This window comes from Pseudomonas sp. Irchel 3E19 (genome assembly GCF_900187585.1).
GTDB classification, from domain to species: domain Bacteria; phylum Pseudomonadota; class Gammaproteobacteria; order Pseudomonadales; family Pseudomonadaceae; genus Aquipseudomonas; species Aquipseudomonas baetica.
The window spans coordinates 1-20,076 of record NZ_FYDT01000038.1; the positions used below are offsets into that span (position 1 = coordinate 1).

Here is a 20,076-nt window from a genome sequence, read left to right on the forward strand (position 1 = left end):
GGGAACATCCCCAAATATCTCGCAGAGTTGCATGCCTCAGCCCCGCATTATGTCCTGCCACATCGACGCGAGGAGCGCATTTATCCTCGGGCAATCAGGCTCAAATCGCCGAAGTATCCGATCAAAAACAAAAATGCCAGTCAGCTTAACTGACTGGCATTAGCCCTCGGGGCGCCGTTTTTTTTGCCGAAAATCATCAGAAGCGGGTGCTGACCCACGAAATGAGCAGTGCCAGCCCCAGGCAGGCAAAGCCGAAGCGGTAGAAAAACCGGTTCATGCGCAACGTTGCCCAATCGAGAATCGGCTCGGCGTTCGGTTGCGCCTGGCGCTGGGCGGCAATACTGGCCATTGCGCGTTGCTCACGGCGGCGAGTCGCGTGCAGCAGCCAACTGCCCGGGAAGGCCAGCAGCAAGGCCAACAGGTTGATCAATTTGGCGGGATGGGCAGTAAACAGCGTCATCAAATGCAGCGACATCACAGACCTCAAACGTAATCGGTGTGGCAGGCGCCAGACCGACGACCGCGCCCGGATTCTACCGAAACCTGCCGAGGCCGCCTCCCCTTTACGACAAATAACGTGACAATCGACCGATGGCTGCCCTGTGTCACGGCTTCGTCATCTACATCGGCGACCATGCGCGCCTCGAAACACACATGGAACGCGACATGCTGCACGCTGAAAACCAGGATCGTCTTTACCTCATCACCCCGAGCGACGAACAACAAAGCCTCGTCGGCAGCCTTGCCTTCAATGTTCAGGATCGCCATTGGCTGGTGTATTGCGCGCTGGGCGGGCATCAGCATGCGGATTTACCCGAAACCGACTTGCTGACCGGCGTCAGCGTGCTCGATTTCTACTCACAAGCGGCCTGACCCACCGCTCACTGTGGGAGGGGGCTTGCTCCCGAAGACTGAGTGTCAGTCGACTTCCAGATTGACTGATCCAGCGCTTTCGCGAGCAAGCTCGCTCCCACAGGGGATTTGTGCAAGGTTCAAAACATGCACTCACAAAAAAGCCCGGAGCCATTGCTGGCACCGGGCTTTTTTGCATCTGCCGAAAGGCTTACTCAGCAAGCACCTGACCCACAGTCGGATCCTTGAACAGACGCGTCAGCGCATCGCTCAATACATCGCTGACCAGTTTGGTGTTGGTTTCCTGATTAGGCGCCATGCCGAAACGCTGGTCCAGCGAAGCGCCGTAACGGCCGCTGTAGCGACGGTTGGCATTCTGTACGTCGGAGCGGAAGGTCGCGCCGATGGTCGCTTCAGTCACGTACATGCCCTCTTTCGGCGACTGGTACTTCAGCTCGGCCAGGGTCACGGTCAGTTGCGGAGCATTCGGCGCGTTGTTGGTCGGGGTGAACCCGAGCAGGCGCACAGCAGCTTCGGCCTGAGCCTGCAGTTTCGGCAGGATCTGCTCGCGTTGTACGGTGATGGCGCTGGTTTCCGGGTACAGACCGCCACGGGTGCCCAGGGTTGGCGACGGACGACCGTCAACCACACGCACCACCACCGGCTGACCGCGGCCGACCGCGGCCAGTTGCGTGGTCAGCTTCGGCTCCGGACTCAGTTGTTGCGGGCTGTGGGCGCAGCCGGCCAGGGTCAAACCGGCCACAGTGATCAAACCGAACAACAGGCGTTGCAACATGCTCTTCTCTCCAGAATCAGGCACAAACAGGCCGGCAGTATAGCGGTGGGCCACTGCGGGTAACCAGCATCCCGCGGTGAATACTGAAATGTCTGACAAAACCGGGAGAACGCGGTTCCTGTCACACATTCGTCACCGCCCATTCACTTTCACGTCACGGCCTGCTGGCAACCTTCAATCCAGTCCTCCAACAAGGTACTCGGCCATGCGTTATCTGATCTCGTTGTTCTCCCCACGTCCGCTGCATCGCAGCTTCGCCTTGCTTGACCGCAACGGCCACTGCCAGGCGTTCAAGCAGTGCAGTCTGCAGCCCATGGGTGACGGCTGGGTCGAAATCGAAGAAATTCGCCTTAACTGGTTACACCAGCCGTTGCCCGCCAGTGCCAGGGTCGTACCGCGACAAATGCGCGCACGGGCACAGGTGCAGCTGAGCATCTGACCGGATGCCTAATAAAAGTCATTAAACACAACCAACTCCGCGCATTTCTTCGATACAATCTCCCCCCGATTATAAGGACGTCTCCTGATCGGGCCCCGCAACAGCGTCAATGCGCATGCATTCGACACCCAAATCGCCCACAGAGAGCCGCCCACACAGATCGAGTGAAGTTGGCGTGCTTGCCTGTTCTTCCGGCAAAACCCCCGCTTTTCGCGAATCTGCAGAGCTGTCATTACGCTCTGCCACCGAGTTGTTTTGCCCTTGCGGGCACGGTGCCAGGCTTCGACAGCCCTTTTTTGAGGTTCACGTCTTCAAAAGAGCGTGAAAAAAACGGGTTTTCACAACTTCACAAGAGTGTGGCGAGCAAATGAATAGTTTTGCGTCTGAACATGCACCATTAGCGTCTGAAACAGCCCAACGACACAGGACCGGGTACACCTCGAATATCGGAGCCTGAAGCCTGTCCGCTACGGATTTGGTTGCACAAAACGGATGTCTCGACCATAAGTCGAATTGCCAGCCTTGCGCAGAAATGAGTTCATTGAACCCTCGAAGCCAGGCCGCCTGCATCCGTCGAAGTTGCGAAAAATTGCGAAGATTCGGACATGGCGAACCTGACCACCGTTACCTGGGGCATCACTGACCTGCCCCGGAACGCCTGGCAGCCATGCCGACAATTTGGTGCTGCAGATTTTGGAGACGCGTTAAATGGCGCATAACGAAGCAGTCGACGTAGTACTGGTTGGGGCCGGCATCATGAGTGCCACCCTTGCCGTGCTGCTCAAAGAGCTCGATCCGGCGATCAAGCTGGAAGTTGTCGAGCTGATGGATTCCGGCGCGGCGGAGAGTTCCAACCCGTGGAACAATGCCGGTACCGGCCACGCCGGCCTGTGCGAGCTGAACTACACGCCGCAGGCTGCCGACGGCAGCGTCGACATCAAAAAAGCCGTGCACATCAACACCCAGTTCGAAGTGTCCAAGCAGTTCTGGTCGTACCTGACCAAAAAAGGCACCTTCGGCTCGTGCAAATCCTTTATCAGCCCGGTGCCACACCTGAGTTTCGTCCAGGGCGACAAAGGCGTTTCCTTCCTCAAGGACCGCTTCGACGTGTTGAGCAAGCACCACGCTTTCTCCGACATGGAATATACCGAAGACAAAGCCAAGATGGCCGAGTGGATGCCGCTGATGATGCCGGGCCGCTCGCCGGACGAAGTACTCGCCGCAACCCGCGTGATGAACGGCACCGACGTCAACTTCGGCGCCCTGACCAATCAGTTGCTCAAGCACCTGACCAGCGCACCCGACACCCAGGTCAAATACTGCAAGCGCGTCACTGGCCTCAAGCGTAACGGCAGCGGCTGGACCGTCAGCATCAAGGACGTCAACAGCGGCAGCAGCCGTGAAGTCGATGCCAAATTCGTCTTCCTCGGCGCCGGTGGCGCAGCCCTGCCATTGCTGCAGGCTTCGGGCATCGAAGAAAGCAAAGGCTTCGGCGGCTTCCCGATCAGCGGCCAGTGGCTGCGTTGCGACAACCCGGAAGTGGTCAAACACCATCAGGCCAAGGTTTACAGCCAGGCAGCCGTGGGTTCGCCACCGATGTCGGTGCCGCACCTGGACACCCGCGTGGTCGATGGCAAGAAATCCCTGCTGTTCGGACCATACGCTGGTTTCACCACCAAGTTCCTCAAGCACGGCTCCTTCATGGACCTGCCGATGTCGGTTCGCGCCGGCAACATCGGCCCGATGCTGGCCGTGGCGAAAAACAACATGGACCTGACCAAGTACCTGGTCAGCGAAGTGATGCAGTCGATGGAGCAGCGTCTGGAATCCCTGCGCCGCTTCTACCCTGAGGCGAAAGCCGAAGACTGGCGCCTGGAAGTCGCCGGCCAACGGGTGCAGATCATCAAGAAAGACCCGAAAAAAGGCGGCATCCTGCAATTCGGTACCGAACTGGTCGCTGCGAAGGACGGCTCTCTTGCCGCCCTGCTCGGCGCATCGCCGGGTGCCTCGGTGACCGTTTCGATCATGCTCGAGCTGATCGAGAAGTGCTTCCCGGGCAAGGCCAAGGGCGAGTGGGCCGGCAAACTGGCGGAAATCTTCCCGGCCCGTGAAAAGGTGCTGGAAACCGATGCTGCGCTGTATCGCAAGATCAACGCGCAGAACAACATCGCGCTGGAACTGGTTGAAGAAAACAGCGAGACCCCAAGCTACGCTTGATCTTGCGGCATAAAAAACGCCCCGTACTCAGTGAGTGCGGGGCGTTTTTTATGGCCTTGAAAAGCAAAAGATCGCAGCCTTCGGCAGCTCCTACAGGGTCACCATAAATCCCATGTAGGAGCTGCCGCAGGCTACGATCTTTTGACCTTGTCTTTCGACCTTAACCGCGGGACTTTTCGATCAGCTCGATGTATTCCGGGGCGTTACGCTGATCGGCGATCAGCTCAACGAAGGTCTTGCCCTGTTCGTCCTTGCCATCGACGTCGTAGCCAGCCGCAACGAAGAAGCCCAGAAACCGCTCAAAGTCATCAATCCGCAGGCCACGGTAGGCCTTGACCAGTTTGTGCAGCGACGGCGAGGTGGCGTCGACCGGTTCAAAATCGAGGAACAGCTTGATCTGCTCATCGCCGATCTCGTCACCAATCACTTGTTTCTTATCTTTACGCATTGCCGACTCCAGCTCGCAGACATTTCACGGGCGGGCAGTTTACCCCTGCCCCGCCGCCGCGCTCAACGCGCGCGCACGCTACCGGTGTGCAAATCAGCCCAGATATGGCCGTTGGCGTAGCTGAGGAATTGCACATAGACAGTGTCATTGCGCAGCAAATCGATCACCACGCGGTACTGCGCCAAAGGATAAAACAGCGTCAGGGTTTTACCTTTGTCGTCATACACCGGTTTCTTCAGACTTTTGCTTTCGCCATCGAAACTGACCAGCACCTGATTGATCGTCGCGCCCTTGTTCAGGGACTTGCCTTTGAGACGGATTAACAGTGACGAGGTGACCGGAATCGGCTGCTGGTTGGACTGGCGTTGCGCGCCCACCACTACTGAATAATCGGTGACTTGCAGCAGTTGCTGATGCTCGGGCTCGGCATCGCGCAGGGTCAGATCGTCCGGCGGCAGGAACTGGCTGTGCATCGGGGCGGCGGACAGAGGCAGGCTGAGGGTCAGCAACAGGGCGGCAAAGCTGCGGATCAAGAGGCTCATGACAGGCTCCGGGGAGGGGCCGAGCACTCTAGCATGGGTATCACAGATGGATCAGCACACACAAAACAACGGTGGGAGCGGGCTTGCTCCGGGCGGCGTTCCGACGAAGGCAATTTCACATTCAACACTTATGCTGAATGAAAGATCGCTTTCGCGAGCAGGCTCGCTCCCACAGGGGATAGCGCGGGGGTCTTACATGCCTTTAACGGCAAAGATCCCGTTGGCGTTGCGCCAGTAACCCTTGTAGTCCATGCCGTAACCGAAGATGTAACGGTCGATGCACGGCAGGCCGACGAAATCGGCTTTCAGGTCAGGACGCGCCTTGCGGTCGTGGTCCTTGTCGATCAGCACGGCGGTGTGCACTTTGCGCGCGCCAGCGTGTTTGCAGAAGTCGATGATCGCGCCCAGGGTGTGACCTTCGTCGAGGATGTCGTCGATGATCAGCACGTCACGGTCGATGAACGAGACTTCCGGCTTGGCTTTCCAGAACAGGTCGCCGCCGCTGGTTTCATTGCGATAACGGGTCGCGTGCAAGTAAGACGCTTCCAGCGGGAATTGCAGATGAGTCAGCAGTTTGCCGGAGAAAATCAGGCCGCCGTTCATCACGCAGAACACCACAGGATTGCTGTCGGCCAGTTGTTCGTTGATTTGTGCACCGACGCGAGCGATGGCAGCCTCGACTTCAGACTCGGTGTACAGGCAGTCAGCCTCTCGCATGATTTGACGGATATGCTCGAGATCAGCGGACATGGCGCTCTCCGGGGGGTGATGGGTGGGGGTATGGCTGCGAAAAGCGGGCAAAGGTACGCATCTCGCACGGCCGAATCAAGCCTTTATGGACTAACGTACTCAATGTCCTATAGGACATCACCCTCGGATAGATTAATCTAGGCCGGTTTTTTTGCCCGCCGCCGGAGCCTTTCCTATGCCCATCCTCGAGATCCGCCATCCGCTGATCCGTCATAAACTCGGCCTGATGCGCCGCGCTGACATCAGCACCAAGAATTTCCGCGAGCTCGCTCAGGAAGTCGGCGCACTGTTGACCTATGAAGCTACAAAAGATTTGCCGCTCGAATCCTACGATATCGCAGGTTGGTGCGGCACCGTGTCGGTCGAGAAAATCGCCGGCAAGAAGATCACCGTCGTGCCGATCCTGCGCGCCGGTATCGGCATGCTCGAAGGCGTGCTGAGCCTGATCCCGGGTGCCAAGGTTTCCGCTGTGGGCGTTGCCCGCAACGAAGAAACCCTGCAAGCACACACTTATCTGGAAAAACTGGTTCCGGAAATCGACGAACGCCTGGCCATGATCATCGACCCGATGCTCGCCACCGGCAGCTCCATGGTTGCGACCATCGACCTGCTGAAGAAAGCCGGCTGTAAAGACATCCGTGCGATGGTGCTGGTTGCCGCGCCGGAAGGCATTGCTGCCGTAGAAAAGGCTCACCCGGACGTGACCATCTACACCGCGTCCATTGATGAGCGTTTGAACGAACACGGTTACATCATCCCTGGACTTGGCGACGCCGGTGACAAGATCTTCGGCACCAAGCAGAAGGACGCGTGAGCATGCAGCAAGAGTTCAACGATCCGCTCTGGCGCACGGTGCTGTCCGGCGCGCAGATGCTGTTCGTGGCTTTCGGCGCTTTGGTGCTGATGCCGCTGATCACGGGCCTTGACCCGAACGTGGCACTGTTTACCGCGGGTCTGGGCACGATTCTGTTCCAGATCGTCACCGGCCGTCAGGTGCCGGTGTTTCTGGCGTCGAGCTTCGCTTTCATCACCCCGATCATTCTCGCCAAGGGCCAGTTCGGTCTGGCCGCGACCATGGGCGGCGTGATGGCGGCCGGCTTTGTCTACACCTTCCTCGGTCTGGCCGTGAAGATCAAAGGCACTGGCTTCATCGACCGTCTGCTGCCGCCGGTGGTGATTGGCCCGGTGATTATCTCCATCGGCCTGGCCATGGCGCCGATTGCCGCGAACATGGCGATGGGCAAGGCTGGTGATGGTTCGGAGCTGATCCATTACCAGACCGCAATGATGATCTCGATGCCCGCATTGCTGACCACGTTGATCGTCGCCGTGTTCGGTAAAGGCATTTTCCGTCTGGTGCCGATCATTTCCGGCGTGCTGGTCGGTTTTGGTATGGCGTTCTATTTCGGTGTCGTTGATACCGCGAAGATTGCCGCTGCGCCATGGTTTGCGATTCCGCACTTCACCGCGCCGGAATTCAACTGGCAGGCGATTCTGTTCATCGTCCCGGTGGCATTGGCTCCGGCCATTGAACACATCGGAGGCGTGATTGCCGTCGGCAGCGTGACCGGTCGCGACTATCTGAAGAAGCCAGGCCTGCATCGCACCCTGCTCGGTGACGGCATTGCCACCACCGCCGCCGGCTTGTTCGGCGGCCCACCGAACACTACCTACGCCGAAGTGACGGGCGCGGTGATGCTGACCAAGAACTACAACCCGAAAATCATGACCTGGGCGGCGATCTTCGCCATCAGCCTGGCGTTCGTCGGCAAGTTCGGCGCGTTGCTGCAAAGCATTCCGGTACCGGTGATGGGCGGGATTCTGTGCCTGCTGTTCGGTTCGATCGCCGCGGTGGGGATGAACACCCTGATCCGTCACAAGATCGATCTGGGCGAAGCACGCAACCTGGTGATCGTTTCGGTGACGCTGGTGTTCGGGATTGGCGGTGTGCTGGTCGGCACCGGCACCGGGCCCGACGACTTCGGCCTCAAAGGCATCGCGCTGTGTGCGGTGGTGGCGATTGCGCTGAACCTGATTCTGCCGGGCAATGATGGCTGGAAGAACAAGAAGGCGGATGAGCCGCTGATCTAAGGCCTGATCGTTCCCACGCTCTGCGTGGGAATGCAGCCCGTGACGCTCCGCGTCACTGGACGCAGAGCGTCCCTAGAGGCATTCCCACGCAGAGCGTGGGAACGATCACTAGCTTTTGGCTTTAAAGGGCCAACGGCGCTCTTTCGCAAAGAGTGGCCAACGCCTTCGCCCATTGCGGGTCGTCATTGAGGCACGGCACCAGCACCAACTCCTCGCCCCCCGCTTCGCGGAACTGCTCCTTGCCGCGATCACCGATCTCCTCCAGCGTTTCGATGCAGTCGGCGACGAACGCCGGGCACATCACCAGAATCTTCTTCACGCCGCTTTTCGCCAGTTCATCCAGCCGCGCTTCGGTGTAGGGTTCAATCCACTTCGCTCGGCCCAGGCGCGACTGAAACGACACTGACCATTTACCCTCCGGCAAGCCCATGCGCTCGGCAAACAACGCCGCCGTGCGCAAGCATTGCGCGCGATAACAAGTGGCCAACACTGCAGGCGATGCATTCTTGCAGCAGTTTTCATTTTTGAAGCAGTGATCGCCGGTCGGGTCGAGCTTGGTCAGATGCCGTTCCGGCAAACCGTGGAAACTCAGCAACAAGTGATCGTAATCCTGCTGCAAATGCGGCTTGGCACTGGCCACCAGGGCGTCAAGGTATTCCGGCTGATCGTGGAACGGTTGCAGGATCGACAACTGCACACCGAGATTCTTCGCGCGAATGACACGCTTGGCCTCTTCGATCACCGTGGTGGTCGTGCTGTCGGCGAACTGTGGATACAGCGGCGCCAGCGTGATGCGCTTGTGCCCCGCTGCTACCAGTCTTGTCAGGCACGTTTCGATTGAAGGCTCGCCGTAACGCATGGCCAAGTCGACCGGGCCATGCTTCCACTGCGCCTTCATCTGCGCTTGCAGGCGACGGCTGAGCACCACCAGCGGCGAACCCTCTTCCCACCAGATCGAGGCATAGGCGTGGGCCGACTGCTCGGGCCGTTTGATCAGGATCAACGACACCAGCAAACGCCGCACCGGCCACGGCAGGTCGATCACGTAGGGGTCCATCAGGAATTGATTGAGGTAGCTGCGCACATCGGCCACCGAGGTGGAGGCCGGGGAACCCAGGTTGACCAGAAGCAAGGCGTGATCGGTCATGCAACGTCCTATTTCAGAGGCGGCTGGAGAGATCGTCCAGAGCCGCGCGTAAATCCGTGAACTGGAAAGAGAAACCCGCTTCCAGCAAGCGTACGGGCATGGCCTTTTGGCCGCCCAGCAACAACAGAGACATCTCGCCCAAACCGACCTTCAGCGCCAGGGTCGGCATCGGCATGAACGCCGGGCGGTGCAACACGCTGCCCAGCGTCTTGGCAAATTCACGATTGCGCACAGGTTTCGGCGCGCAGGCATTATAAGGACCGCTCGCCTGATCGCGGTGCAGAAGAAAATCAATCAGGGCGATTTGATCGTCGATATGAATCCATGGCATCCACTGCCGACCATTGCCCAAAGGCCCGCCCAGCCCAAGCTTGAACGGCAGCAGCAACCGCGACAAAAAGCCGCCCTCGGCCGACAGCACCAGCCCTGTTCGCACCAGCACCACGCGCATCCCCAGCGACTCTGCGCGCAGGGCGGTTTCTTCCCAGGCGATACACAACTGGCTGGCGAAATCGTCGATCACCGGTGGCGACTCTTCGGTCAGTTCGCGCTCACCGCCGTCGCCGTACCAGCCAATGGCCGATCCAGAGATCAGCACAGACGGCTTTTGCGCTCGGGTTTCGAGCCACGCCAACAGCGTTTCGGTGAGCTTGATGCGGCTGCTCCACAGCAACGCTTTGCGGCGGTGCGTCCAGAGTCGGTCGGCAATCGGCGCGCCCGCAAGATTGACAATGGCGTCAACGAATTCATCGCCCAAGTCTTCCAGTCGCGCGATACCACGCACTTGCGCGCCACAGATTTTTGCGACTTTTTCCGGGCGTCGGCTCCAGACCGTCAAACGATGGCCCTGCGCCGACCAATGCCGGCAGAGCTGACGTCCTATCAAACCAGTACCGCCGGTCAGCAATATGTGCATGACTTCTTCCTCGCGTGGCGTTTTACCCGGATCACTAGTCTATTTTTATAAGCAGGGATCTTTTCGGACGGGCAAGCTCTATTGTTTAACCATAGGCCAAGCTGTCAGAACGAGAACGCTAGAAGTTATACCAAAAAACAATATTGTACAGGTTTTATCCACGGCGTAGTCTGTACAGAAAGGTAAACGAGGCCCCTATGACTGTACCTATCGCAATCATCGGCACCGGCATCGCCGGACTCTCGGCCGCTCAGGCTCTGACAGAGACCGGGCACACCGTCCAATTGTTCGATAAAAGCCGCGGCAGCGGTGGTCGCATGTCGAGCAAACGCAGCGACGCCGGTTCGCTGGACATGGGCGCGCAATATTTTACGGCGCGCGATCGACGTTTCGTCACCGAGGTTCAGCGCTGGCAAAGTCAGGGCTGGGTTGCCGAGTGGACGCCACAGCTCTACACCTTCCAGGGTGGACAATTGAACCTGTCGCCGGACGAGCAAACCCGCTGGGTCGGCGCGCCGCGCATGAGCGCGATCACCCGCGGCTTGCTCGACGGTCTGGAAGTGCATTTCGCCTGCCGGATCACCGAGGTCTTTCGCGGCGAAGAACACTGGCACCTGCAAGACGCTGAAGGCTTCACCCACGGCCCCTTCAGCCATGTGGTGATCGCCACGCCAGCGCCGCAAGCCACCGCATTGCTGGCCGCTGCGCCGAAACTTGCCGGCGCCGCCGCCGGGGTGAAAATGGACCCGACCTGGGCCGTTGCCCTCGCCTTCGACACACCTTTGGATACGCCTATCGAAGGCTGCTTCGTGCAGGACAGCCCACTCGACTGGCTGGCGCGCAACCGCAGCAAACCCGGACGCGACAACACCCTCGACACTTGGGTGCTGCACGCCACCAGTGCGTGGAGCCGCCAGCACATCGATCTGCCCAAGGAAGCCGTGATCGAGCAACTGCACGGTGCCTTCGCCGAACTGCTGCACAGCGCCATGCCCGCTCCGACCTTCAGCCTCGCCCACCGCTGGCTTTACGCCCGTCCGGCAACCGGCCACGAATGGGGCACGTTAGCGGATGCCGATCTGGGCCTGTACGCCTGCGGCGACTGGTGCCTGTCCGGTCGAGTCGAGGGCGCTTGGCTCAGCGGTCAGGAAGCCGCACGTCGCTTGCACGAACATCTGCAATGAACCGCATAAATCCGCAAAAACTGCTGCTGTCGAAATGGACAGCAGCCCATCCGAAAAACCGCGAAAAGCACTTTCTGGTCACCGAACTGATCCGCGATGAGGAAGGCACAGTGCTTGAGGTTGAGTTGCAGGCGGTGCTGACCAAACGTAGCGAGCGGCTCGATTGGCAGACGCTGCAGAACAACGAGCAGTGGAAAATCGGCTGGCTCATGTAGGAAAACTTATACAAATTATTTGACTTGTACACCACTGAATCTATGCTAAAGAAAAGTTGTACAGAGATAACTCTGTGTACAGGAATAGATTCGAGGTGCTCATGTCCGAACCTTCTGCGCTCAAACCAAAGATAGCCATCAGCGCCTGCCTGCTGGGCGCCGAGGTGCGCTACAACGGCGGACACAAGGAATCGCGACTGTGCAGCCGCACGCTCGCAGAACATTTCGAATTCGTCCCGGTCTGCCCGGAAGTCGCTATCGGCCTGGGGATTCCCCGCGAGCCGATTCGTCTGGTCGGCGACACAGAAAGCCCCGAAGCCATCGGCACCGTCAACCCGACGATCAACGTCACCGCGCCACTGGCCGAATACGGCGAGAAAATGGCTGGCGAACTCAATGACATCTGCGGCTACATCTTCATGCAGCAATCGCCGTCCTGCGGGCTGGAACGGGTCAAGGTCTATGGCGCCAACGGCGCGCCAGTGAACGGCGGCGGACGTGGCATCTACGCCCAGGCTTTCTGTGCCCGGCACCCCGACTTGCCGGTGGAAGAAGCCGGTCGCTTGAACGACCCGGTACTGCGGGAAAACTTCATTACCCGCGTGCTCGCCTACAGCGAATGGCAGCAGGTGCTTGCCGAAGGCCTGAGCCGGCGCGTTCTCACAGAATTTCACTCGCGCTACAAATACCTGCTGATGGCGCACAACCCGGTGCAATACAAAACGCTGGGCAACATGCTCGGCAACATGGGCCACACCGACCCGGCCGAACTCGGCCCGCGCTACTTCAGCGAGCTGATGGCGGCGTTGAAAAAGTGCGCAACCCGGCGCACCCACAGCAATGTCTTGCAGCACATCAGCGGTTACCTGAAGCAGGTCATCACTGCCGAAGACAAACAGGAAATGCAGCACGTCATCGGCCAGTATCGCCACGGCATCGTGCCGCTGGTGGTGCCGCTGACGCTGCTCAAACATCACTTTCGCCTCCATCCGGACCCGTACATTGCGCAGCAGGTCTACCTGCAACCGCACCCGGAAAATCTCAGCCTGCGAAACGCTATCTAATGAACGAAAAAACCGACTCAAGCGCCCAGGAAGACCTCGGCGCCGACTTCAAGAAAGCCCTCGACGAAGGCTGGCTGCCGATTCGTGAAGTGGCGCGCCAGACCGGCGTCAATGCGATCACGCTGCGCGCGTGGGAACGTCGCTATGGACTGGTCATCCCGCAACGCACACCCAAGGGCCATCGGCTGTATTCGGCCGATCATGTGCAACGCATTCTGACCATCCTCACCTGGCTCAACCGTGGGGTTGCGGTCAGTCAGGTCAAGCCGCTGCTCGACACGCCACAAGCCTTCAGCGAAACGGTGGAAAACGACTGGCAACGGTTGCACCACATCCTCCTGACGGCCGTCACCCAGCTTGACGAACGCGCCGTCGAAGACAGCGTCAATCAAGCCATGGCGCTCTATCCACCACGCACGCTGTGCGAGCAATTACTGATGCCGCTGCTGGCCGAACTCGAACAGCGTTGGCAGGGCCAGTTCGGCGCGCAGATGGAGCGAGTGTTTTTTTATTCGTGGTTGCGCAGCAAATTCGGCGCACGCATCTACCATAACAATCGTCAATTGCACGCCGCTCCTCTGTTGCTGATCAATCATTCCGACCTGCCACTGGAACCTCATCTGTGGCTATGCGCGTGGCTGATCAGTAGCGCCGATTGCCCGGTGCAAGTGTTTGACTGGCCGCTGCCGGCCGGAGAACTGGCACTGGCGGTCGAGCATCTGCAAGCCCGTGGCGTACTGCTGTATTCCAGCAAAGCCATGCAAGTCGGGCAGTTGCCGAAACTTTTGGCGGGTGTCGAATGCTCAAAAATGATTGCCGGACCAACGGTGTGCATCCACCACGCCGAGTTGTCCGTAAGAACTACCGAAATGGCTGATTTGTACCTGGCTGAAGATCCGCTTTCGGCGCATCAGGTGCTCGTCGAGCGTGGGCTGATTTAATGAACTCAGTGAAGACCGACATGCAATTGATCTGGCTGCGCAGCGACCTGCGCCAACATGACAACACCGCCCTCGCGGCCGCCGCTGCCCGCGGCCCGACGGTCGCCGTGTATCTGTTGAGCCCCCAGCAATGGCAGGAACACGACGACGCCCCGTGCAAGGTCGACTTCTGGCTGCGCAATCTCGGCGAACTGAGCAAAAGTCTCGGCCAACTGAACATTCCATTGTTGATTCGCACTGCAACGCATTGGGATCAGGCGCCGACGGAACTGCTCAAGCTTTGTCGACAACTGAACATCGAAGCGCTGCACGTCAACGAGGAATATGGCATCCACGAAAGCCGCCGCGATGCCGCGGTGGCCAAGGCATTGCAGGCCGAGGGCATCGAATTTCACAGCTACCTTGATCAGTTGCTGTTCAAGCCTGGCACGGTGCTGACCAAAACCGGTACCTACTTTCAGGTGTTCAGCCAGTTCCGCAAGGTCTGCTATGAACGCCTGCATCGCTCGATGCCGGCGCTGGTGAAAGCACCCGGCAAACAGTCGCCGCAGGCCATCGACAGTGATCCGGTTCCGGCATCCGTCAAAGGTTTTGCCACTCCGAGCGAATCGCTGCGCGCCCTCTGGCCCGCCGGCGAACAGCAAGCCAGGCGCCGTCTCGACACGTTTGCCGACGCACAAATCGATTACTACAAGAACGAGCGCGACTTTCCGGCCAAGCCCGGCACCAGTCAGCTTTCGGCGTATCTGGCCGCTGGCGTGATCTCGCCACGCCAATGTCTGCACGCCGCGTTGCAAAGCAATCAGGGTGAATTCGAAAGCGGCAAGGTCGGCGCTGTCACCTGGATCAATGAGCTGCTGTGGCGCGAATTCTACAAACACATTCTGGTGGGTTATCCACGAGTCTCGCGCCATCGCGCATTTCGTCCAGAGACCGAAGCGCTGGCCTGGCGCAACGCGCCGGACGAACTCGCCGCGTGGCAAGAAGCGCGCACCGGCCTGCCGATCATCGATGCCGCCATGCGCCAACTGCTCGAAACCGGCTGGATGCACAATCGCCTGCGCATGGTGGTGGCGATGTTCCTGACCAAGAACCTGCTGATCGACTGGCGTGAAGGCGAACGCTTTTTCATGCGCCATCTGATCGACGGGGATCTGGCGGCGAACAACGGTGGCTGGCAATGGAGTTCGTCAACCGGCACTGATTCGGCGCCGTACTTCCGCATTTTCAACCCGCTGAGCCAGTCGGAAAAATTCGACAGCGAAGGTCTGTTCATCAAGCACTGGCTGCCTGAGCTGGCCAATCTGAACAAAAAGGAAGTGCATAACCCGGCCAGTGCCGGTGGCCTGTTCGGCGTCGCGGACTATCCACAGCCCATCGTCAACCTGAGCGCTTCGCGGGAACGGGCGCTGACTGCGTTCAAGAATCTGCCGTCCCGGCAACCGGCCGGAGTCGATCATGAGTGAATTCCTGCGCAGCTTCGCCCGGCAATTTTCCGGGTTGAACAAAGACAACCTGCACCGCCTGGGCGAGCTGTACAGCGAAGACGTTCATTTCACTGATCCGCTGCATGAAGTTCAGGGACTCGCGCAATTGCGCAGTTACTTTGGTGAACTTTATGCCAACGTCAGTGAGCTGCATTTCGACTTCCACGGTTTCGATCAGATCGGCGAGGGTGAAGGCTACCTGCGCTGGGTCATGAGTTATCGCCACCCGCGCTTGGCCAGTGGCCGGGAGATCCGCGTCGGCGGCTGCTCGCATCTGCTTTGGCGCGACAAGGTTTATCGCCACCGGGATTATTTCGATGCCGGGGCATTGCTGTATGAACACTTGCCAGTATTGGGCCGGGTGATCGCCTGGCTGAAAAGGAGAATGGGATGAGTCGTACACCTCCACGGCGTTATTGGCTGACCGGTGCCAGCAGTGGCATCGGTGCGGCACTGGCTGAAGAGATTCTGAAAACCGGCGCGCATCTGGCCGTTAGCTCCCGTCAGATCGCCCCGCTCAAAGTATTGTCGCAACGTTATCCCGGACAAGTGCTGGTGGTACCGGGTGATCTGACCAACAGCCAGACCGTGCGGGAAATCGGCCAGCAGATCAGCGAGGACTGGGGCTCACTGGACACGGTGATCCTCAACGCCGGCACCTGTGAATATGTCGATGCCCGGCAATTCGATTCCTCCATCGTCGAACACGTGGTGCGCACCAATCTGCTCGCCAGCGCTTACTGCATCGAAGCCGCCCTGCCGTTACTGCGCAAAGGCACGGCGCCGCATCTGGTAGGGGTCGCAAGTTCGGTGACTTACATGCCGCTGCCAAGGGCCGAAGCCTATGGTGCATCGAAGGCTGGCCTGCGCTATCTGTTCGAATCGTTGCGTATTGATCTGGCGGATGAAGGCATTGAAGTCACCGTGGTCAGCCCGGGTTTTGTCGAGACCCCGTTAACCGCCAGGAACGATTTCCCGATGCCTCTGAGCTGGCCTGTGGATAAAGCCGCCCGGCACATCTTCGCCAAACTCAAGGATCGCCCACTGGAAATCGCTTTCCCGGCGTTGTTCATTGCGGCGCTGTGGCCCTTGTCGAAAATGCCTGCGCGCCTGCAACTGGCGATTGGCAAACGCATGGTGCGTAAACAACCGCCACTGCGAGATCCGGCATGAAAATCGCCATTATCGGCAGCGGGATCGCAGGGCTGACCTGCGCCTACCTGCTCAATCGCCGACATGAAGTCACGGTGTTTGAGGCCAGCGACTGGATCGGTGGCCACACCCACACCGTGCAGGTGACGGTCGATGATCGCCAATACGCGGTGGACACCGGGTTCATCGTATTCAACGACTGGACTTACCCGAACTTCATTCGTCTGCTCGGCCAGCTCGGCGTGCCGTTCAAACCGACCGAGATGAGCTTTTCGGTGACCGATCCGGACACTGGCCTGGAGTACAACGGCAACAACCTCAACAGCCTGTTTGCCCAGCGCAGCAATCTGTTTTCGCCGGGATTCTGGGGCATGCTGCGCGACATCCTGCGCTTCAACAAAGAAGCCCAGCGCGACCTGGCCGGCCAACGGATCGCCGACGACACCACCCTCGATGACTACCTCAAGGCCGGCGGTTACGGCGAGCGCTTCATCCTGCATTACATCGTGCCGATGGGCTCGGCGATCTGGTCGATGCCGATGGCCGAGATGCTCAATTTTCCGCTGAAGTTCTTTGTGCGCTTCTTCAAGAATCACGGGCTGCTGTCAGTCAGTGATCGCCCGCAGTGGCAGGTTATCGAAGGGGGCTCCAGCGCCTATATCGAACCACTGACCGCCACTTTCAGGGACCGGATTCGCCTGAATTGCCCGGTGACCCGGGTCGATCGCGACGCACACGGCGTAGTTATCCACAGCCCGGCGGGCATCGAGCATTTCGACAAAGTGGTGTTTGCCTGCCACAGCGATCAGGCCTTGCACCTGCTGGCGACCCCGAGCGACGCCGAACGGGCGATTCTCGGCGCCCTGCCCTACGCCGACAACGAAGTCGTGTTGCACACCGATACGCGTCTGTTGCCGACACGCAAACTCGCCTGGGCCAGTTGGAATTACCGCTTGAGCGGTGCCGGCCCTACCCACGCGGCCGTCACTTACGACATGAACATCCTGCAAGGGATCGAGAGCGACACCACTTTCTGCGTCAGCCTCAACCAGAGTGCCGGCATCAGTCCGTTGAAGGTGCTCGCCAGATACACCTACGCCCACCCGCAATTCAGCCTCGCTGCCGTAGCCGCGCAAAATCGCTGGGCCGAACTGGACGGCGTGCAGAACACCCATTATTGCGGCGCCTACTGGGCCAACGGTTTTCACGAAGACGGCGTGGTCAGCGGTTTGCGCGTGGCCGCCGCGTTCGGGGAAACCTTATGAACAGCGCCCTTTACAGCGGCTGGATCGGCCATCGGCGTTTCTCGCCGCGCCGGCACGAATTCCGCTACCGGATCGGTCTGCTGTATCTGGATCTGGCCGAGCAGGACACGGTGCTCGGGCTATCGCCATTGGCGGGACACAGCCGGTTCGCGCCGTTCTCGTTTCGCGAGACCGACTACCTGAAAGCCTTCACCGGGCGCGGCGTCCGTCTTATCGATGCGGTACGCCAGCGGGTCGCCGAGGCTATCGGGCATGAACCACAAGGTTCGATCTGCCTGCTGACCCAGCCGCGCAGTTGGGGCCTGGCATTCAATCCCGTGAGTTTCTTTTATTGTCATGAGGCTGACGGGCAACTGGCGGCAATCCTTTGCGAAGTGACCAACACGCCGTGGCGCGAGCGTTATCACTACGTATTGCCTGCCCGGCCCCCGGCGAACGTGCACGACTTCCATCAACACTTCGCTGTGGCCAAAGCCTTTCACGTTTCGCCATTTCTGCCGCGCGATCTGGAATACCGCATGAGTTTCAGCCCCGCCGCGCAAAGCCTCGGCGTGCACATGGCGGACTGGCAGGGCGAACACAAACTGTTCGATGCCACCCTCAGCCTGAAACGCGAAAAACTCGACCGCGCCAACTTGCATCGCTATTTGCGGCGCTTTCCATGGATGACGGCAAAAACGGCTCTGGCGATTTACTGGCAGGCGCTGCGCCTGTTGCTCAAGCGTGCACCGATCTTCCCTCACAAGGCTGCTGACGGCAGCTTTCAAACCGCCACCGTGCTTCCCAAGGAGCGCCGCCATGAAATCCTCTAGCGTCTCGGCCAAAGCCAATCTGTTCAGCACCAACGGCCTGACCGGCTCGCTCCTGCGCCGTGGCGTGTTGCGCCAACTGGGTCAGCTCAGAAACGGGCATCTGCGGGTCGTCGAAGAGGGCGAGCACCTGCTGTTCGGCAATCCCGGCAGTGCACTGCTTGGGGAAATCCATATCCAGGATCCGGCGGTCTGGGGCATGGTCGCCAGCAGCGGTTCGATCGGTGCTGGCGAGGCCTTCATCCACGGTTACTGGAGTTCGCCCGACCTGACCGCCGTGGTGCGAGTGTTTGTCAGCAACCTCGACGTACTCGATGCGATGGAGGGCGGCCTTGCCCGTCTCGGCCGGCCGCTGGTGCAAGGCTTGCACCGGCTCAATCGCAATACGCGCAAGGGTTCGCAGAAAAACATCGCGGCGCACTACGACCTCGGCAACGATCTGTTCGAACAATTTCTCGACCCAACCATGATGTATTCGGCGGCGCAGTTCCTCACCGCCGAAGACAGTCTGGAACAAGCGCAACTGAACAAACTGGAGCGCATCTGCCAGAAGCTCGCGCTCAAGCCTGAGGATCACCTGCTGGAAATCGGCACCGGTTGGGGCAGCATGGCGCTCTATGCCGCGCAGAATTATGGCTGCCGCGTGACCACCACCACATTGTCGAAAGAGCAGTACGCGTTCACCGCAAAACGCATCGAACAACTGGGCTTGCAGGATCAAGTCACCTTGTTGCTCAAGGACTACCGCGACCTCACCGGCGAGTACGACAAACTGGTGTCGATCGAAATGATCGAAGCGGTCGGCCATCGCTTCCTGCCGACCTACTTCAAACAATGTGCACACCTGCTCAAAAGCAACGGCCTGATGTTGATTCAGGCAATCACCATTCGCGAACAGCGCTACGAGCAGGCCAAACGCAGCGTCGATTTCATCCAGCGCTACATCTTCCCCGGCGGCGCCCTGCCCTCTGTGCAGAAGATGCTCGAGGTGGTCAGCCGCGACACCGATATGAACCTGCTGCACATGGAAGACTTCGGCCTGCATTACGCAAAAACCCTGCGCCTGTGGCACGAGAATTTTCGCCGCGCCCATAGTCGCTTGAGCGAGCTGGGCTACGACGATTATTTCCTCAGGCTGTGGGAGTTTTACCTGTGCTACTGCGAGGGCGGCTTCCTCGAACGCACCATCGGCACCGCGCAGTTGTTGCTGGCCAAACCGGCCGCCATGCCCGCGCCGCTGCTCGGCCGCTTCGATGCTTGAGCGGATCGCTAATGCCGTGTTGTTCCAGATCGGCTGGCTGGTCTGTGTGCTCGGCGGCAACAGTTTGTGGCTGCTGCTGGCGCTGGCGGTGCTGGTGATTCATCTGCGCTGGATCAGCAGTTGGGCGGCTGAAGGTCGCTTGATTCTCTGCGTGGTGCTGGTCGGTACGGCGGTGGACAGCGTTTTGCGTGGTCTTGGCGTGTTTGAGTTCCAGGATCAGTCACCATTGATTCCGCTGTGGCTGATGCTGCTCTGGGCCTTGCTCGCCACGACCCTGCGTCACTGCCTTGCGTGGACTGCACGGCCATGGTGGCTGGCCACCGCACTGGGCGCTGTCGGCGGCGCATTGTCGTACTACGGCGGCGGACGACTGGCCGGGGTGCAATTTCCCTACGGCGAATTACCGACCCTGATCGGCATCGGCCTGCTTTGGGCACTGCTGTTTCCGTTGTTACACAGCATGGCGCGACGCCTGAGCCACTGAGCGTCCGTCAGAGCTT

At 59.5% G+C, this 20,076-nt stretch carries 23 protein-coding genes; 16 read left to right on the forward strand and 7 right to left on the reverse strand.

Annotated features, from left to right (window positions below):
• Positions 1–196: 196 nt before the first annotated feature.
• The gene (locus CKW18_RS21210) at positions 197–475 is read right to left on the reverse strand and encodes a hypothetical protein (RefSeq protein WP_095190593.1); all 279 of its coding nucleotides are present in this window, start codon (positions 473–475) and stop codon (positions 197–199) included.
• 191 nt (positions 476–666) lie between these two features.
• Between CKW18_RS21210 and CKW18_RS21215 the strand changes: the two genes are divergently transcribed.
• Positions 667–873, forward strand: coding sequence for a hypothetical protein (locus CKW18_RS21215; protein ID WP_047296561.1), 207 nt, complete (start codon positions 667–669; stop codon positions 871–873).
• Between the two features lie 190 nt (positions 874–1,063).
• Here the strand turns inward: CKW18_RS21215 and CKW18_RS21220 are convergent, their stop codons facing one another.
• Positions 1,064–1,648 (reverse strand): YajG family lipoprotein, encoded by a 585-nt coding sequence (locus CKW18_RS21220; protein WP_095190594.1) that lies wholly within the window; start codon positions 1,646–1,648, stop codon positions 1,064–1,066.
• 205 nt (positions 1,649–1,853) lie between these two features.
• Between CKW18_RS21220 and CKW18_RS21225 the strand changes: the two genes are divergently transcribed.
• Together CKW18_RS21225 and mqo are read left to right on the forward strand one after the other, a co-directional pair.
• The gene (locus CKW18_RS21225; RefSeq protein WP_095190595.1) at positions 1,854–2,087 is read left to right on the forward strand and encodes a hypothetical protein; all 234 of its coding nucleotides are present in this window, start codon (positions 1,854–1,856) and stop codon (positions 2,085–2,087) included.
• A 708-nt stretch (positions 2,088–2,795) separates the two neighbouring features.
• Positions 2,796–4,304: a malate dehydrogenase (quinone) gene (mqo, locus tag CKW18_RS21230; protein ID WP_095190596.1), complete on the forward strand. Its 1,509-nt coding sequence runs from the start codon at positions 2,796–2,798 to the stop codon at positions 4,302–4,304.
• A gap of 160 nt (positions 4,305–4,464) precedes the next feature.
• Here mqo and CKW18_RS21235 read toward each other — a convergent pair whose 3' ends face one another.
• The 3 genes from CKW18_RS21235 to CKW18_RS21245 all read right to left on the reverse strand — a co-directional run bounded on the left by CKW18_RS21235 (position 4,465) and on the right by CKW18_RS21245 (position 6,044).
• Positions 4,465–4,752: a PA4642 family protein gene (locus CKW18_RS21235; protein WP_095190597.1), complete on the reverse strand. Its 288-nt coding sequence runs from the start codon at positions 4,750–4,752 to the stop codon at positions 4,465–4,467.
• 62 nt (positions 4,753–4,814) lie between these two features.
• Entirely contained in the window at positions 4,815–5,294 is a 480-nt protein-coding gene (locus CKW18_RS21240; protein WP_095190598.1) for a hypothetical protein, read from the reverse strand.
• A 192-nt stretch (positions 5,295–5,486) separates the two neighbouring features.
• The gene (locus CKW18_RS21245; RefSeq protein WP_016987197.1) at positions 5,487–6,044 is read right to left on the reverse strand and encodes a hypoxanthine-guanine phosphoribosyltransferase; all 558 of its coding nucleotides are present in this window, start codon (positions 6,042–6,044) and stop codon (positions 5,487–5,489) included.
• A gap of 175 nt (positions 6,045–6,219) precedes the next feature.
• Here CKW18_RS21245 and upp point away from each other — a divergent pair, with 175 nt between their 5' ends.
• Together upp and CKW18_RS21255 are read left to right on the forward strand one after the other, a co-directional pair.
• Positions 6,220–6,858, forward strand: coding sequence for a uracil phosphoribosyltransferase (upp, locus tag CKW18_RS21250; protein WP_007912842.1), 639 nt, complete (start codon positions 6,220–6,222; stop codon positions 6,856–6,858).
• A 2-nt stretch (positions 6,859–6,860) separates the two neighbouring features.
• A complete protein-coding gene (locus CKW18_RS21255) occupies positions 6,861–8,135 on the forward strand; it encodes a uracil-xanthine permease family protein (protein ID WP_095190599.1) in 1,275 nt (424 codons plus the stop codon).
• 121 nt (positions 8,136–8,256) lie between these two features.
• On the opposite strand, the gene hemH is transcribed toward CKW18_RS21255, so the two are convergent.
• The gene (gene hemH, locus CKW18_RS21260) at positions 8,257–9,282 is read right to left on the reverse strand and encodes a ferrochelatase (protein WP_095190600.1); all 1,026 of its coding nucleotides are present in this window, start codon (positions 9,280–9,282) and stop codon (positions 8,257–8,259) included.
• A 13-nt stretch (positions 9,283–9,295) separates the two neighbouring features.
• Entirely contained in the window at positions 9,296–10,198 is a 903-nt protein-coding gene (locus CKW18_RS21265) for a TIGR01777 family oxidoreductase (RefSeq protein WP_095190601.1), read from the reverse strand.
• A gap of 197 nt (positions 10,199–10,395) precedes the next feature.
• Between CKW18_RS21265 and CKW18_RS21270 the strand changes: the two genes are divergently transcribed.
• The 11 genes from CKW18_RS21270 (at position 10,396) to CKW18_RS21320 (ending at position 20,060) form a co-directional block, all read left to right on the forward strand.
• Entirely contained in the window at positions 10,396–11,382 is a 987-nt protein-coding gene (locus CKW18_RS21270) for an NAD(P)/FAD-dependent oxidoreductase (RefSeq protein ID WP_095190602.1), read from the forward strand.
• Positions 11,379–11,597, forward strand: coding sequence for a TIGR02450 family Trp-rich protein (locus CKW18_RS21275; RefSeq protein WP_095190603.1), 219 nt, complete (start codon positions 11,379–11,381; stop codon positions 11,595–11,597). The genes CKW18_RS21270 and CKW18_RS21275 overlap by 4 nt, the downstream gene beginning before the upstream one ends.
• A 101-nt stretch (positions 11,598–11,698) precedes the next feature.
• Positions 11,699–12,661 carry a DUF523 and DUF1722 domain-containing protein gene (locus CKW18_RS21280; protein ID WP_095190604.1) on the forward strand — a complete coding sequence of 321 codons (963 nt, stop codon included), beginning with the start codon at positions 11,699–11,701 and terminating at the stop codon, positions 12,659–12,661.
• Complete coding sequence (locus CKW18_RS21285; RefSeq protein WP_095190605.1) at positions 12,661–13,602, forward strand: MerR family transcriptional regulator; 942 nt, start codon at positions 12,661–12,663, stop codon at positions 13,600–13,602. Before CKW18_RS21280 ends, CKW18_RS21285 begins: the two co-directional genes overlap by 1 nt.
• Before the next feature lie 20 nt (positions 13,603–13,622).
• Complete coding sequence (phrB, locus tag CKW18_RS21290; protein ID WP_170947298.1) at positions 13,623–15,068, forward strand: deoxyribodipyrimidine photo-lyase; 1,446 nt, start codon at positions 13,623–13,625, stop codon at positions 15,066–15,068.
• Positions 15,061–15,483 carry a nuclear transport factor 2 family protein gene (locus CKW18_RS21295; protein ID WP_095190607.1) on the forward strand — a complete coding sequence of 141 codons (423 nt, stop codon included), beginning with the start codon at positions 15,061–15,063 and terminating at the stop codon, positions 15,481–15,483. The genes phrB and CKW18_RS21295 overlap by 8 nt, the downstream gene beginning before the upstream one ends.
• Complete coding sequence (locus tag CKW18_RS21300; RefSeq protein WP_095190608.1) at positions 15,480–16,262, forward strand: SDR family oxidoreductase; 783 nt, start codon at positions 15,480–15,482, stop codon at positions 16,260–16,262. Before CKW18_RS21295 ends, CKW18_RS21300 begins: the two co-directional genes overlap by 4 nt.
• Complete coding sequence (locus CKW18_RS21305; protein ID WP_095190609.1) at positions 16,259–17,506, forward strand: NAD(P)/FAD-dependent oxidoreductase; 1,248 nt, start codon at positions 16,259–16,261, stop codon at positions 17,504–17,506. Before CKW18_RS21300 ends, CKW18_RS21305 begins: the two co-directional genes overlap by 4 nt.
• Positions 17,503–18,318, forward strand: coding sequence for a DUF1365 domain-containing protein (locus CKW18_RS21310; protein ID WP_095190610.1), 816 nt, complete (start codon positions 17,503–17,505; stop codon positions 18,316–18,318). The genes CKW18_RS21305 and CKW18_RS21310 overlap by 4 nt, the downstream gene beginning before the upstream one ends.
• Positions 18,305–19,576, forward strand: coding sequence for a cyclopropane-fatty-acyl-phospholipid synthase family protein (locus tag CKW18_RS21315; RefSeq protein ID WP_095190611.1), 1,272 nt, complete (start codon positions 18,305–18,307; stop codon positions 19,574–19,576). The genes CKW18_RS21310 and CKW18_RS21315 overlap by 14 nt, the downstream gene beginning before the upstream one ends.
• Positions 19,569–20,060 (forward strand): DUF2878 domain-containing protein, encoded by a 492-nt coding sequence (locus tag CKW18_RS21320; protein ID WP_095190612.1) that lies wholly within the window; start codon positions 19,569–19,571, stop codon positions 20,058–20,060. The genes CKW18_RS21315 and CKW18_RS21320 overlap by 8 nt, the downstream gene beginning before the upstream one ends.
• Positions 20,061–20,076: the final 16 nt, after the last annotated feature.

Coding starts and splice junctions, on each gene's coding strand:
- CKW18_RS21210 (WP_095190593.1), bottom strand. CDS start 475: ATGTCGCTGCATTTGATGACGCTGTTTACTGCCCATCCCGCCAAATTG.
- CKW18_RS21270 (WP_095190602.1), top strand. CDS start 10,396: ATGACTGTACCTATCGCAATCATCGGCACCGGCATCGCCGGACTCTCG.
- CKW18_RS21285 (WP_095190605.1), top strand. CDS start 12,661: ATGAACGAAAAAACCGACTCAAGCGCCCAGGAAGACCTCGGCGCCGAC.
- CKW18_RS21225 (WP_095190595.1), top strand. CDS start 1,854: ATGCGTTATCTGATCTCGTTGTTCTCCCCACGTCCGCTGCATCGCAGC.
- CKW18_RS21235 (WP_095190597.1), bottom strand. CDS start 4,752: ATGCGTAAAGATAAGAAACAAGTGATTGGTGACGAGATCGGCGATGAG.
- CKW18_RS21310 (WP_095190610.1), top strand. CDS start 17,503: ATGAACAGCGCCCTTTACAGCGGCTGGATCGGCCATCGGCGTTTCTCG.
- CKW18_RS21280 (WP_095190604.1), top strand. CDS start 11,699: ATGTCCGAACCTTCTGCGCTCAAACCAAAGATAGCCATCAGCGCCTGC.
- upp (WP_007912842.1), top strand. CDS start 6,220: ATGCCCATCCTCGAGATCCGCCATCCGCTGATCCGTCATAAACTCGGC.
- CKW18_RS21320 (WP_095190612.1), top strand. CDS start 19,569: ATGCTTGAGCGGATCGCTAATGCCGTGTTGTTCCAGATCGGCTGGCTG.
- CKW18_RS21295 (WP_095190607.1), top strand. CDS start 15,061: ATGAGTGAATTCCTGCGCAGCTTCGCCCGGCAATTTTCCGGGTTGAAC.
- CKW18_RS21240 (WP_095190598.1), bottom strand. CDS start 5,294: ATGAGCCTCTTGATCCGCAGCTTTGCCGCCCTGTTGCTGACCCTCAGC.
- CKW18_RS21245 (WP_016987197.1), bottom strand. CDS start 6,044: ATGTCCGCTGATCTCGAGCATATCCGTCAAATCATGCGAGAGGCTGAC.
- CKW18_RS21315 (WP_095190611.1), top strand. CDS start 18,305: ATGAAATCCTCTAGCGTCTCGGCCAAAGCCAATCTGTTCAGCACCAAC.
- CKW18_RS21300 (WP_095190608.1), top strand. CDS start 15,480: ATGAGTCGTACACCTCCACGGCGTTATTGGCTGACCGGTGCCAGCAGT.
- CKW18_RS21265 (WP_095190601.1), bottom strand. CDS start 10,198: ATGCACATATTGCTGACCGGCGGTACTGGTTTGATAGGACGTCAGCTC.
- CKW18_RS21220 (WP_095190594.1), bottom strand. CDS start 1,648: ATGTTGCAACGCCTGTTGTTCGGTTTGATCACTGTGGCCGGTTTGACC.
- CKW18_RS21215 (WP_047296561.1), top strand. CDS start 667: ATGCTGCACGCTGAAAACCAGGATCGTCTTTACCTCATCACCCCGAGC.
- CKW18_RS21305 (WP_095190609.1), top strand. CDS start 16,259: ATGAAAATCGCCATTATCGGCAGCGGGATCGCAGGGCTGACCTGCGCC.
- CKW18_RS21255 (WP_095190599.1), top strand. CDS start 6,861: ATGCAGCAAGAGTTCAACGATCCGCTCTGGCGCACGGTGCTGTCCGGC.
- phrB (WP_170947298.1), top strand. CDS start 13,623: ATGCAATTGATCTGGCTGCGCAGCGACCTGCGCCAACATGACAACACC.
- mqo (WP_095190596.1), top strand. CDS start 2,796: ATGGCGCATAACGAAGCAGTCGACGTAGTACTGGTTGGGGCCGGCATC.
- hemH (WP_095190600.1), bottom strand. CDS start 9,282: ATGACCGATCACGCCTTGCTTCTGGTCAACCTGGGTTCCCCGGCCTCC.
- CKW18_RS21275 (WP_095190603.1), top strand. CDS start 11,379: ATGAACCGCATAAATCCGCAAAAACTGCTGCTGTCGAAATGGACAGCA.